Source organism: Methanoregula sp. PtaB.Bin085, from assembly GCF_002067035.1.
Lineage (GTDB): Archaea > Halobacteriota > Methanomicrobia > Methanomicrobiales > Methanospirillaceae > Methanoregula.
The window spans coordinates 18,268-31,289 of sequence record NZ_MVQB01000021.1; the positions used below are offsets into that span (position 1 = coordinate 18,268).

The 13,022-nt window shown below is 56.3% G+C and carries 14 protein-coding genes and 1 tRNA gene; 12 read left to right on the forward strand and 3 right to left on the reverse strand.

Going from position 1 to position 13,022, the window contains the following annotated elements:
• Positions 1-95: 95 nt before the first annotated feature.
• Entirely contained in the window at positions 96-839 is a 744-nt protein-coding gene (locus A4E33_RS04165; protein ID WP_292346428.1) for a DUF4013 domain-containing protein, read from the reverse strand.
• A 211-nt stretch (positions 840-1,050) separates the two neighbouring features.
• Here A4E33_RS04165 and A4E33_RS04170 point away from each other — a divergent pair, with 211 nt between their 5' ends.
• The 4 genes from A4E33_RS04170 to A4E33_RS04185 all read left to right on the forward strand — a co-directional run bounded on the left by A4E33_RS04170 (position 1,051) and on the right by A4E33_RS04185 (position 3,191).
• The gene (locus A4E33_RS04170) at positions 1,051-1,581 is read left to right on the forward strand and encodes a YeeE/YedE thiosulfate transporter family protein (RefSeq protein WP_292346429.1); all 531 of its coding nucleotides are present in this window, start codon (positions 1,051-1,053) and stop codon (positions 1,579-1,581) included.
• Positions 1,578-2,141 (forward strand): YeeE/YedE thiosulfate transporter family protein, encoded by a 564-nt coding sequence (locus A4E33_RS04175; protein ID WP_292346430.1) that lies wholly within the window; start codon positions 1,578-1,580, stop codon positions 2,139-2,141. Before A4E33_RS04170 ends, A4E33_RS04175 begins: the two co-directional genes overlap by 4 nt.
• Before the next feature lie 145 nt (positions 2,142-2,286).
• Positions 2,287-3,012, forward strand: coding sequence for a DUF169 domain-containing protein (locus A4E33_RS04180; RefSeq protein WP_292346431.1), 726 nt, complete (start codon positions 2,287-2,289; stop codon positions 3,010-3,012).
• Positions 3,009-3,191, forward strand: a complete 183-nt coding sequence (locus tag A4E33_RS04185) for a hypothetical protein (RefSeq protein WP_292346432.1) — start codon at positions 3,009-3,011, stop codon at positions 3,189-3,191. The genes A4E33_RS04180 and A4E33_RS04185 overlap by 4 nt, the downstream gene beginning before the upstream one ends.
• Before the next feature lie 28 nt (positions 3,192-3,219).
• Here A4E33_RS04185 and A4E33_RS04190 read toward each other — a convergent pair whose 3' ends face one another.
• The gene (locus A4E33_RS04190) at positions 3,220-3,624 is read right to left on the reverse strand and encodes a pyridoxamine 5'-phosphate oxidase family protein (protein WP_292346433.1); all 405 of its coding nucleotides are present in this window, start codon (positions 3,622-3,624) and stop codon (positions 3,220-3,222) included.
• 186 nt (positions 3,625-3,810) lie between these two features.
• Here A4E33_RS04190 and A4E33_RS04195 point away from each other — a divergent pair, with 186 nt between their 5' ends.
• The 7 genes from A4E33_RS04195 (at position 3,811) to A4E33_RS04225 (ending at position 11,334) form a co-directional block, all read left to right on the forward strand.
• Complete coding sequence (locus A4E33_RS04195) at positions 3,811-5,244, forward strand: hybrid sensor histidine kinase/response regulator (protein WP_292346434.1); 1,434 nt, start codon at positions 3,811-3,813, stop codon at positions 5,242-5,244.
• 58 nt (positions 5,245-5,302) lie between these two features.
• The gene (locus tag A4E33_RS04200; RefSeq protein ID WP_292346440.1) at positions 5,303-7,951 is read left to right on the forward strand and encodes an aminotransferase class V-fold PLP-dependent enzyme; all 2,649 of its coding nucleotides are present in this window, start codon (positions 5,303-5,305) and stop codon (positions 7,949-7,951) included.
• 133 nt (positions 7,952-8,084) lie between these two features.
• Positions 8,085-8,885, forward strand: coding sequence for a hydroxyethylthiazole kinase (gene thiM / locus A4E33_RS04205; RefSeq protein WP_292346435.1), 801 nt, complete (start codon positions 8,085-8,087; stop codon positions 8,883-8,885).
• A gap of 8 nt (positions 8,886-8,893) precedes the next feature.
• Complete coding sequence (gene thiE / locus A4E33_RS04210) at positions 8,894-9,532, forward strand: thiamine phosphate synthase (protein WP_292346441.1); 639 nt, start codon at positions 8,894-8,896, stop codon at positions 9,530-9,532.
• Positions 9,529-9,912 carry a DNA polymerase ligase N-terminal domain-containing protein gene (locus A4E33_RS04215; protein WP_292346436.1) on the forward strand — a complete coding sequence of 128 codons (384 nt, stop codon included), beginning with the start codon at positions 9,529-9,531 and terminating at the stop codon, positions 9,910-9,912. Before thiE ends, A4E33_RS04215 begins: the two co-directional genes overlap by 4 nt.
• 103 nt (positions 9,913-10,015) lie before the next feature.
• On the forward strand, positions 10,016-11,053 hold the full coding sequence (locus A4E33_RS04220; RefSeq protein WP_292346437.1) for a PAS domain-containing protein: 1,038 nt from the start codon (positions 10,016-10,018) through the stop codon (positions 11,051-11,053).
• A gap of 44 nt (positions 11,054-11,097) precedes the next feature.
• Positions 11,098-11,334, forward strand: coding sequence for a hypothetical protein (locus A4E33_RS04225; RefSeq protein ID WP_292346438.1), 237 nt, complete (start codon positions 11,098-11,100; stop codon positions 11,332-11,334).
• Positions 11,335-11,468: 134 nt separating this feature from the next.
• On the opposite strand, the gene A4E33_RS04230 is transcribed toward A4E33_RS04225, so the two are convergent.
• A tRNA-Thr gene (locus A4E33_RS04230) sits at positions 11,469-11,540 on the reverse strand.
• A gap of 462 nt (positions 11,541-12,002) precedes the next feature.
• Between A4E33_RS04230 and A4E33_RS04235 the strand changes: the two genes are divergently transcribed.
• Complete coding sequence (locus A4E33_RS04235) at positions 12,003-12,464, forward strand: hypothetical protein (protein ID WP_292346439.1); 462 nt, start codon at positions 12,003-12,005, stop codon at positions 12,462-12,464.
• The last annotated feature ends 558 nt before the right edge of the window (positions 12,465-13,022 follow it).

The following is a 13,022-nucleotide window of genomic DNA, read 5'->3' on the forward strand; positions in this document are numbered from 1 at the left end:
TATTTGCACACCCGTATTTGCACTCCCGGATTGTGAGCCTTCCGTGCAGATCCGGCAGGGCGGCTGCCCGTGCAAGGTCTGCCCGTGTAAAATAGTTATGGGACCGGTTCCGCGGGGGCGGCGCTGTCATAGACAATGGTCATGCAGCGGGCCTGGAAGATGCCAAAGAAAGGAGCAATGATGAGAACGAGAAGGAGCATCAGGCCGAGGATGGCGAAGAAGACCAGCAGGCCGGCTTCCTTGAGGAGAACGATGGATATCCCGGCAATGATGGCTGCAACAATGATGAACCCGAAGATCAGGACGAGCATGGGGATACCGACAACCAGCCCGACGAGCAGGATGGCAATGATATAGTTGAGCCAGCCGATACGCCCGATTGTACCAATGATACCCCCGAAATTGAAGGCTTCGCTGATCGCGTTCGTCCGGGCGAAGCGGATCGACGCGATCGGCATGACAAGCGCTATGACGATCTCGTAGACATACATTGCCATCATCAGCAGGATGTTGATCCCGCTCATCGCAATCGCCGCTTCGGCGCTTTCGCTGAACCCGGTGAGGAGCCAGCTCCCGAAGATGAGCATCCAGATGATCAGGATCGGCAGTGCATAGATGATCCCGACAAGCAGCAGTTTTAATCCGTCGACAAAGAGCGTCCCCCACTCGTCCACGTCGGGCGCCGGTTTGGCCCCCCGGTACACTCTCATGACATACCCGTTGAACGGGAGACCCAGGCAGATGAGCGCAAGGATCAGTTTCAGCCAGCGGTCCGTGTTTCCCCAGATGCCCTCCCTGACATAGGAGAAGGCATCGGTCAGTAATCCTTCGAAGTCCATGGGTTCACCTGTGACAACCGGGAGGGCGGTTATACCGGCCGGCCATCCCTTTCACGGAGTAATATTACCCCGATTTATACAAAAGGGTATGTGCAGGCAGGATCACCGGATTACAGCCTGACAGGGATTTGTTACCAGACACAGGTTTATCAGTTCCCTGCCGTCAGTATGATGTAAGGCTCCCCGGTTTGCCGGGGGTGGGTGAAAGAGAATGATCGGGATTTTCCAGGATGCTGCGTGGTCTCCCTACATCGCCGGTGCGGGGATAGGGGTACTGAGCTGCCTGTCCCTTGTGCTTGCCGACAGGCCGCTCGGGTGTTCCACGGCTTTTGTCAAGGCGCGGGGACTGATCGGACGTTTTGTCGATACGGGGAAGACGGATACGATGGAATATTACCGGGAGATCGTCCCGCAGGTTGACTGGGCATTCATGATCATCCCGGGGGTCGTCATCGGGGCATTTCTCTCCTCGTCCCTCTCCGGGACGTTCCATCTCTCGTGGGTCCCTTCGCTCTGGGCGACGGTGTTCGGTAACAGCGCCATACTACGTCTCCTTGCCGCTCTTGCCGGCGGGATCCTGCTCGGTTTCGGTGCCCGGTGGGCGGGGGGTTGCACGAGCGGGCACGGTATCAGCGGATCGATCCAGCTCTCGCTTGCAAGCATGATTACAGCTGCCTGCTTCTTCGCCGGTGGGATTGCAGTTGCCATGATCCTGTACCGGGTCATCGGGGTGATCCTGTGACCTCTCTGGCAGCGATCCGGGGCAGCCGCCATGCACAGATCGTTCTCGGCCTGCTCGTCGGGATCTGCTTCGGCTTCCTCCTCCAGAAGGGAGGCGCCACCGATTACGGGGTGATCGAGAGCCAGCTCCTGCTGACGGATTTCACCGTCCTGAAGCTCATGCTCTCGGCAGTGATCGTCGGCATGGTCCTGTTTGCGGTCCTGAAACACTTCGGGTATGCAAACCTCCATGCAGCGGACGGGACCGCCGGGTCCAATATCGTGGGCGGCCTGATCTTCGGCGCCGGGTTCGCACTGCTCGGCTACTGCCCCGGGACCGTTGCCGGTGCTGCGGGGACCGGGGCGCTCGACGCGCTCTTTGGCGGGATGATCGGCACGCTCATCGGGGTCGGCCTCTTTGCCGCGGTGTACCCGGCGCTGAAGAACGGGATCCTTGCCCGGGGCCCCTTCCCGGCAGTCACTATGCCGGAACTGCTGCGGCTGCCGGAATGGGCGGTCATCGTCATCCTTGAAGCCGGGATGATCGGATTTTTGCTTGTCCTGGAATACGCCGGTCTCTGAATCCGCCGGTGCCTTTTTTCGGGTATGCCGGCCGTCCACTCTCTCCTCTCTCTTTACGATATCCCGATTCGCTATCTTTAAATGAATATCGCGATATGGGTATCATATACACCCGTAAGTATCCGTGTACATGAGGTTTGTGACAATGGCATCGTCAGTAAAGATTGCTATCAATTATACCGAAGCTGCAGAGACACTGAAAAAACTCTTAAAACTCTCCGGCTCTCCTGTAGCATTCCGGTTCGCGACAACGAAGGAGGAGATCCCTGCAGGCATGGAGAAACTCGACAAGACCATCCGGCACTGTTCAATGGTCGGTCTTGCCCGGAAGGAAGGGAAGATCTTCTACGCCACTGCGGAGAATCACGAGTGCAACGGCGGGGCATGGTCGCTGGGCCTGAAAGAAATCACCGACACATTAAAGAGCGGCGATTTCTACTTCAAGCTCGGCAAGTTTGAGAGCTCCGCAGCCTGCAAGAGGACCATCGACCGCGTGGCACACCTCGAATCGGGGGATACCTATGCCACGATGTATGCCCCCCTTGAGAAGACGCCGTTCGATCCCCACGTCGTGGTTATCGTTGCCAGCCCGTGGGCCATGCTCAAGCTCTCGCAGAGCACCCTCTTCTGGGTCGGGGGAAGGATCGGTGCACAATTCGCCGGCATCCAGTCGGTCTGTGCCGATGCCTGCGCCCAGACCTACCTCAACGGGAAGGTGAACTTCTCGCTCGGCTGCGACGGCTCGCGGAAGTTCTCCGGCATCGAGGACGGCGAGATGGTCATGGGCATCCCGGCCGAACGGCTGCCGGATATCATCGCGGCACTGAACGTGGTCGCGGCAGCCCCGGGATCAAAGCCCGGCGGGAAATGAAGCAGCCCGGCTGTCCAGTCCTCTTTTTGTCCGCAGGTGTCGGTTGCGGTTTTCACCACCGGGGGCTCAAAAAGGAAGAGTGGTGTTTTGCCTGTTCAATGCTTCACAGGATTATTGTTCAGATCATAATCCCGGAGGTCAGTATGGCAGGAAACTCGAAAGGAGTTACGGGCAGGTGAGGATTCCGAAATCCTCGCTGCGGGAAACTCATAAGAGTTTCGAGCCTGCGGTCGGCCCGGGCTTGCACTCGTAGACTTCCGTGATCTTCACAATCACCAGCGAGCGTGCGGGAAGTTCCGGCCGCTTGCGGTTGATGTTGGCCTTCATCTCGTCGTACTCCGGGCCGCTGGTCCTGATGCTCGTGACCCCCCTGATCTGGTAGCAGCCCTTGATCTCCGGCCCCCAGACATAGGTTGCAACCTTCGGATTCGTCCGCAGGTTCGTCATGCTCTTGTTCATGAAGTTATCGGTAAGCCAGATCGTCTCGTCATCGTGCAGCTCAACCATCGCGAGGGGGATGACGTTCGGTGTCCCGTCTTTTGATGCCGTAGCAACCGGGAAGACCTTCATTTTGGAAAACGCCTCTTTCATCTCAGCAGTCAGTTTCACCATGGTCATTTCACCTATGTTCCCAATAGCGGCCTGATTATATTATACTTATGTTATCGTTCGCCCGCACGGTTGCTCCTCCTTACAAATGTCAGGCAGACGGTTCAGGCGGATGCGGTAAATTTATCCTTTCATTGAATAATGTACCCGTTATCAAATAATGCTCATTCATGCAACTGGATCCTGTACATGATCTCGGTATTGTGTGTCAGCAGCGATGAGCCGCAGCTCATCCTGGCACAGGAAGCGCTCGAGCGGAAAGGGGATATACGGGCAGGGACGGCCACGTCCGGGCGCGATGCCCTTGCCACCCTCGCAACGAACCAGTACGATGCAATTGTAGCAGATATGGCTCCCGGGGACATGGACGGGATTGCGCTTATCCATCTTGTCCGGGAAAAACACAATATCCCGTTCATCCTCATCACCGATACCTCCACCGATGGCCGCGAGGACGAGGCAATCGCGGCGGGCGCGGACTTCTGTTTCACCAGGATCCCCGATACCTCACGCCAGTATGTCCGCGTTGCCCGGTGGATACGGCTCGCGGTCAGCAATTACCGGAAAGAGTCGATCCTGATTGAGAACGAGGCGCGGTACCACGAACTTATCGAGAACGCCAATCTCATCATCCTGAAACTCGACAAGGACTCACGGATCACCTTCATCAACGAATATGCCCTGCAGTATTTCGGGCTGGAAAAGAACGAGCTGATTGGCAGATTTCTCACAGAGACCCCCCTTGCTGCGACCGGTACCGACCCGGTACGGGACATGGGATATTTTGTCCGCGAGGTAACCAGCCGCTCCGACGGGTACGCGATCCGGGAAACCGAGCACCGGAAAAAGAACGGTGAGCGGGTCTGGATCTCCTGGAGGAACAAGCCCCTCGTCAACAAGGACAACGTGGTCACCGGCGTGATCAGTTTTGGTACTGACACGACCGAACGCAGGAATGCCGAGCAGGCGCTGTACCGGGCGAACCAGAAACTGAAGCTCCTCAACTCGATCACGCGCCACGATATCCTCAACCAGCTGACGGTACTCGGGGGGTATATCGAGATGTCCCGGGAACTCTCCAAAGACAAGGATATGCTGGGGTATATCGAGCGCGAGAAGAAGGCCACCAAGGCTATCCGCAACATGATCAAGTTCACCAAGGATTACCAGGACATCGGCCTGTACCGTCCCCAGTGGCAGTACCTCCGGAACATCGTCACCCTCCTTGCCAACACCGTGGATTTCGGCGATGTCAAACTGAAAAACGAGATGGGCCGCCTTGAGATCTACGCCGATCCGCTGTTCGAGAAGGTGGTGTACACGCTCCTCGAGAACGCCATCCGGCACGGCGGGCACCTCACGTACATCCGGCTCTCGTACCAGATCGTCAGGACGGGCTGCCTTGTCATCTGCGAGGACGACGGGGTCGGAATCCCTGACGAGGACAAGGAGAATATCTTCCTGCGTGAGTTCGGCAAGCACACGGGATTCGGCCTGTTCCTGTCCCGTGAGATCCTGGGTATCACCGGCTTTTCAATCCGGGAAACCGGCACGCACGGCAAAGGTGCCCGGTTCGAGATCCTGATCCCGGAGGGATCGTTCCGCGAGAACAAACCCGCGTGAACAACCGGATGGCCTGATCGTTCCTCTTATCATGCCGGCCGCGCAATCGTACAGCGTGATGCGTGAACCGCCGGTAAAGAAGGTGCTCTACTGGTGCGAAGAGTGCAACGTGCCGCTGGTTGCAAAGACCTGCGCCTGCAAACGTGAAGGCAAGCGGATCGAGCTCCTCCAGCCGTACGATGTCCGCCCGGCGCTGGCGGCTGACATGGCCCTCATCCGCCGGCTTGTTACCGGACGGTTTGGCGATGTCCCGCTGAAGAAAATTCTCCTGCTGAACAAGACCGGCGGGGCAGACCGGGCCGATCTCGTGATTATGAACGGCGAACGGTTCGGGTGGCTGTCCTTCGATCCCGTTGGCCGCGCATTCTCGTTCGATATCGCGCCGGAAGCCCTCCCGTTCCTTATCGGGCATGCCACGAAGGGGATCGTGGATCTTGACCGCGAAACCGATATCCGGAACGACGGAGGCAGGGTCGGCGGGAAACGGCTGGCGCTGAAAACCCCCGTACCAGACGGCACCGTGATCGTGAAATACCGGAACAGGTACGGCACCGGCAGTGTCCGGGACGGGACCGTGAAGGTGAAGGAACTGGTCCCCGTAACGCCCCGCACCCTGCCGGACCCCGGCTGGGACGTTGCGGTCGAACGGAACAAGTACCACCTCAAGAACCTTGAACGGAATGCTGTCCGCCTGGTAAAGCAGCACCTCCACGACAGGCCTGTGGCGAATGTCTCGTTCTCGGGCGGCAAGGACAGCACGGCAGTCCTCCACATCGCCCGGAAAGCCGGCGTGACGAAAGCGTTCTTCATCGATACGGGGATTGAGTTCCCCGAAACCGTGGAGTTCGTACGATCGCAGGGCGTGGAGATTATCGGGAAGGGCGGGGACTTCTGGCAGGCGGCAGAGAAGGCAGGGCCGCCGGGGAAGGACAACCGCTGGTGCTGCAAGCTGCTGAAGCTGCACCCGCTCAGGCGGTACCTTGCCGGTACCGGTCCCTGTGTCACCGTCCAGGGGAACCGCTGGTACGAATCCTGGAACCGGGCGGGCCTCGACGAGACAAGCCAGAACCCGGCCAACCCGCTCCAGCTGAACATCTCCCCAATCCGGAACTGGCGGGCGCTTGAGGTGTTCCTGTATCTCTGGTGGCAGAAGATCCCGCTCAATCCCCTGTACGACAAGGGACTCGAACGGATCGGCTGCTACCTCTGTCCCGCAATGCTCGAGAGCGAGTACGAGGACTTAAAAAAGATCGAGCCGGCAGCGGCCGGGCGATGGACGGCTTTCCTCGAAGCATGGGGGGCAAGGCACGGGTACCCGGAGGCCTACTCGTCGTGGGGACTCTGGCGGTGGCGGGCCCTTCCGCCCAAGATGCGGGAGCTCTGCCGGCAGCACGGGGTAGCGGTCAGCGATGATCATACCCTGACGGCCGGCCGTCCGCGGGCGGTGAAAGCAACGGCAGTGAAGGCAACGGTTGATATGAAAGAGGAGAGAACCATGAAACCGGCAATGGAGCAGCAGGCAGGCGGGCTGTTGGATACCGGGGCTGTCCGGAAGGATTTCCCGATTCTCGGGGATATCATCTACCTCGACAACGCGGCAACGAGTTTCTCGCCGGAACCGGTCATCCAGGCGATCAACGAGTTCGAGCACAGCTATCGTGCCAACGTCGGGCGCGGCGTCCACCGCCTCACCCGGATAGCGACCCAGCGCTACTGGCATGCCCACGAAAAGGTGGAGAAATTCATCGGTGCAAAGGGGGGTGTTACTGTCTTTACGAAAAACACCACCGAGGCAATCAACATGGTTGCCGCGGGGCTCCCGTGGAAGTCCGGCGACCGTATCATCACAACCATTCTCGAGCACCACTCCAACCTGCTGCCGTGGCGGAACCTGAAGGAGCGGGGGGTTGAGGTTGACGTTATCGGGATCCACCCTGACTTCTCGCTTGATCTCGCTGCCCTTGAGGCAGCCATCACGCCAGAGACCCGGCTTGTTGCTGTGACCCATGCCTCAAATGTCCTTGGCGTGGTCACACCGGTTGAGGCAATCGCCCGCATCTGCCGCGACCGGGGCATCCGGCTCCTTGTGGACGGCGCCCAGTCGGTCCCGCACATGCCCGTCGATATCTCCCGGATCGGCTGCGATTTCTTTGCCTGCTCCGGTCACAAGATGCTCGGCCCGACCGGTACCGGCGTCCTCTGGATGAAGGAGCCCTGCATCAGGCCGTTTATTCTCGGTGGCGGGATGGTGGAGTCCGTGACCGCGGACGGGTATACCGCCGCGGATGGATATCAGCAGTACGAGGCCGGCACCCCGAATATTGCAGGAGGCATCGGCCTTGGAGCGGCCGCGGACTACCTGGCGGGGCTCGGCATGGAGAAGGTGCGGGCCCACGAGGAACAGCTCACCGCCCGTCTTGTCAGCGGGCTCAAAAAGATCCAAAGCGTCCATGTGTATGCAGCCGAACCACCCGTCGAACGGATCGGGGTCGTCTCGTTTACTGTCGACGGGTTCCACCCGCACGAGGTTGCCCAGCAGCTGGACGAGTCCGCGGACATTCTTGTCCGATCCGGCCACCACTGCTGCCAGCCCCTCATGGAACGGCTCGGGCTTCATGAAGGCACGGTCCGGGCAAGCCTCGCTCTCTACAATACGGAAGAGGAAGTCGACATGCTGGTTGCGACGCTTGAGGAGATCACGCGGTAAGTGTGCCTTCTCCTGATAAATATCAGAACAGAATAATCCAGCGCCGGTTTTTTTCAGGCAGCGGTTTAATGATTCTCCTGCTCCCATAGTACTCTGGAATATCCTCATCCGATTATCAGACCGGAGCAATGCCATGAAGACAAAACCCTACGCCGATCTCTTCGCACGCGTGCGGGAGAAACGACCGCTTGTCCACCATATCACGAACTATGTCACGGTCAATGACTGCGCGAACATCACGCTCTGTGCCGGGGGGGCGCCGGTGATGGCCGATGCCCCGGAGGAAGCAGCGGAGATGGCAGCGATTGCCGGCGCGCTCGTACTCAATATCGGTACGCTCAACGAAGCTCAGATCAGGTCGATGATCCTTGCCGGCCGGATGGCGAACGAGCGCGGGATCCCGATCATTCTCGATCCCGTTGGTGCCGGTGCAACCCGGTTCCGGACCGATACTGCAAAGCGGCTGCTTGATGAACTGAAGATCGCCGTCCTCAAGGGCAATGCCGGAGAGATCGGGGTGATGGCGGGCGTTGAGGCAGTGGTGCGGGGCGTGGATTCCCACGGGCTTTCCGGGGACCCGGTCATGATCGCGGGAGGACTTGCACGGAAACTCGGCCTCACCGTTGCCGTCAGCGGGGCGACCGATGTTGTCACGGACGGGAAACGCTCTCTCCTCATCGACAACGGCCACCCGAGGATGGGCAGCATCTCCGGTACCGGCTGCATGGCTGCATCCGTGACGGGAGTCTTCTGTGCGGTATCTGACGATCCGGTGGCGGCCACGGCAGCGGCGTTCGCGGCGCTCGGCCTTGCCGGTGAACGGGCAGCGGCGGCAGCGCACGGCCCGCTCTCCTTCAAGGTGGCAATGTTCGACGAGCTTGCAAACCTGACCCCTCAGGACCTTGCTGACGGGGCACGGATCCGGTCCCCGTGACCAAGCATATGAACTTCGGCCTGTACGTCATTACCGACGAGATCATCAGCGGCGGGAGATCGCATGCTGCTATTGCGCGGGAGGCTGTCCGTGGCGGGGCGGATGTCATCCAGCTCCGGGACAAGAGCCGGTCCTGTGCCGGGCTCGTTGCCATCGGCAGGGAGATGGCCGCCATTACCAGAAAAGCCGGTGCACTGTTCATCGTCAATGATCGGCTGGACGTTGCACTGGCCTGCGGCGCAGACGGTGTCCATCTTGGGCAGGGAGACATGCGGCCCGGTACGGCGCGCCAGCTCTCCCCGCCCGGTTTCATTATCGGGGTTTCGATCGGTACAGTCGGGGAGGCGGTGGACGCGGAAACGGATGGGGCGGATTACCTTGCCCTGAGCCCCACATTTTCCACGGCATCAAAAGACAACGCGGGGCCCGGCCACGGCCTTGACCGGCTCAGGGAGATCCGCCGGCATGTCTCCCTCCCCGTTGTCGCAATCGGAGGGATTAACCGGCAGAATGCACTGGAGGTGATTGCAGCAGGGGCGGACGGTATTGCGGTCATCTCTGCCGTTGTCGCGGCCCCCGATATCGCTGCAGCTGCCCGGGACCTCAAACGGATTATCCGGGAGAGCAGGCGGGAGGCCTTGCGGTGACTGCAGGGCCGGATCTGCGTTTTGTCCTCCACGAGCATTTCGCGAGGCACCACCATTTTGACTTCCGGCTGGAGCATGACGGGGTTCTGGCAAGCTGGGCTGTTCCCAAAGGACTTCCGGAGAAAGGAGGCGAACGGCGCCTTGCGATCGCGGTCGAAGACCACCCGATCGAATACCTTGGTTTTGAGGCCACGATCCCTGAAGGTGAATACGGGGCCGGCGACGTGAAGATCCGGGATTCCGGCACGTATGACCTGCTTGTCTGGGATACCGACCGTATCGAGGTGGTCCTCCACGGGAAGGACTATGCCGGGAAGTACAACCTCATCCGGTTCAGGAAATCCGGGGAGAACGGCTGGCTCATCATCAGGAGCCGGTAGTCAAAGGTGAACCGCTTCCTCCCCCCTTTCCCGGACGGATACAATAAATAATTACCAGCCAGAATACTCACCATCCAGTGCATGATGCAGGGATGATGTGCAGATGAAAACCATATCCACGACAAATACCCTCTGGCTTTCGGTCACCGCGTTGCTCACCATCGGAATTATCCTTGTCTCCATCTTCTCGTTAAAGAACGGGTATTACGACATCTACCCGTACTTCTATATCCTGCCCATCATCATGATCGCCTATTTTTACCCGCGGTATTCTGTGTACATCACAATACTGCTCGGCTGGGTTTTCCTGGGCCTTGTCTACCTGTACGGACCCCTGGATATCCGGCTGTACACCACGAGTTTTGCGTTCTTTTACGTGTTTGTCTCCATCGGCATCGTCATCACTGCCTTCTCCGGCCAGCTCATGCACGAGCGGAGGTACCGCCAGATCTTCGAGAACTCGCAGGCAGGTATCTTCACGTTCGACCTCGAGCTCCAGCAGATCCGGGAGGTTAACCTCCAGGCGGCCTCCATCCTCGGGTATGCCCGCGACGATCTTGCCGCCATGCTGTTCTCCACCCTCTGGTTTGACGACGACCAGGAAATGAAATTCATGAAGAAGATCCGCATGGACGGCCACATTGCTGACATGGAGATTGCGCTCCGCAAAAAGGACAGGACCGTCATCTGGGTTCTTGTGACTGCAGCCCGTACCGACGAGGACTGGGTCGTCTGCTCGATCGTCGACATCACTGAGAGCAAGCGCATGAAGGACGAACTCATCGAGTCCGAACTCCGCTACCGCACCCTCTTTGACGGGGCAAGCGATGCCATCTTCCTGCACGACCTCGATGGCAGGATATTCGAGACCAACGTAATCGCGAGCCGCTACCTCGGCTACTCGAAAAAGGAGTTCATGCAGATGCGCATGCACGACATCGACACCCGTCCCGAAGTCCTGTTCACGCGGGAGGTCCTGCAGGATCTCTCAGCACGCGGGCACCTTCTCTTTGAGACCGTGCACCGCAAGAAAGACGGGACGCACGTCCCGGTCGAGATCTCCAGCCGTATCACGGAATATTTCGGGATGTCGGCGGTTATGAGCACTGTGAGGGATATTTCCGAACGCAGGAAGGAGTAACACAAGGGACGGTTCTCTCCTGTCCGATACCCGGTCAAAAAACCATGCCGGAAGATTTACCCCGCATCAACTGGAAAGGCGCCCTGACCGGCCTCTTCCTCTTTACCGTTCTCTGGCTTGTCTGTTTCTTCGTCGCGTTCATGATCGCATTCGGCAACCCGTCGCCGCAGTCGGATGCGATCCTTGACGTCCTTGAGATCTTTTTTACCGTCGCAAACCCTCTCTGGGGTGTGCCGGCAGCCCTTGTCCTTGGCGCGCTCTTTATCAGTACAAAAGGCTGAAAAGCATCCCATGGACACAGCGATCCGAACCCCGTCAGTTCATTCGGCTTGAATGGGGTACATGCGGATTTGGGAAGGTACCGTGAAAGGTGAAAAAGGAACCCAAAACCGGGTCATGACAAAAACTGTCAGAGAGCCGCCGGGGGGACTTGAACCCCCGACCTGCTGATTACGAATCAGCCGCTATACCGCTAAGCCACGGCGGCGCGATGTGGGTATTTGATGAGAGAAGTTTAAACTCATACTGTCTTTTACAGTGTAATGGACTTTCTCACAGTTCTGTAAAGACCATACATTATGCTCTTCGTTATTTAATAACAGTAACGGATGGCAGAATATCACGAGAGATTCTTATTGATTTGTGTCGGAAAATTTGGGATGACCCTAACCATTCAGTGAGTCATAAGAATAAACTCCATATCTACATCTCAAATTTCATCAGGTATTTAGCGCAGGAGTTAGATGATCCTGCCCTTGAGAATCTGTTAAGATATTTCAAGAAGCCAAGAAGTGTTCTTGAAATCAAGATGATGACTACTCGAATAATTGTGGTGGAAGATATTAAGCGAGCCATTGAGAATATCAATAATACCAGTTCATTGTCAGATTCTCAAAAACTACGATACAGCACATTCCTCCTATTTCTGGCATACACAGGGCAACGACCTATGACAACTGAAAGGTTTACCGTAGGTCAGTTTAAACAAGCCTTATCCCAAAATCCTCTAGTGCTCAAAGTGCTGGCATCACAGGATAAGATTCGGATGGAACATTTGGTGCCTCTCCACCCTGAATTAGTTCCTTATCTTAAGCGTGTAATTGAAAAGAAGAAGGATGAAGAGAGAGTTTTTAATCTAAATTCTTTACAGATGTGGTTCAAACGTAATCCCCAATCGATGATTCATACAAAAGGAAAATTGAATGCGATGGATCTTCGTAAATTCTTCGAACAAAAATCCGACGAACTGGGTTTCGCCGATGCCAACAAGAACTTCATAATGTCACACGGGGTGAGTTCGATTAATTGGACATCTTATAAGCAATTTCTGCCAGAAAATGTCTATAAACGATACATGGACTGTTGGGGTAGTGTGGAAATTCTCAATTTGAACTCTCCCATCTCTCACTAATTAAAGACTTGAGGAGAAACAAAACATGAATTTAATAAATGTCCCACTCAAGTGAGCATTTGTCATTTTCCTTTATAATTATATTAGTAAAAAAGTACCGAGAATGAAGTGTAAAATTATCCACTCTTTTTAAAATATCATCAGTACCTAATATATTGTCAAATGCCGGATGATGTAAAATTAATTGATTATCTTAATTTGGTTAATACCGAAATTCAACTTAAACAATGTCAAATCAATGACGTAAAACCCAATTTTTTTCCGATAATTGCGATAGTCATTGGATTTATAGCTTCAAGCACAATAACGTCTGAAAAGGGCGACATTACAGCATTTTGGTATTTTCTAGGTATTTTTACTGTAATTTTTTTAACGTTTAACAAATTTTTAATTTTCAGACGTTTGTTTATAGAAAAGAATGAAAAAATCGGCTCTGTTGAAACCCTGTTAAGTATCCGGAAAAGCTAAGAACAAGGTGCTCCCTGTATAAGGTATGGGAAACCAAAACAAGGAGCACTACTTCTTCTCAGATCAGAAGTATATTTGTTTTCTGACATC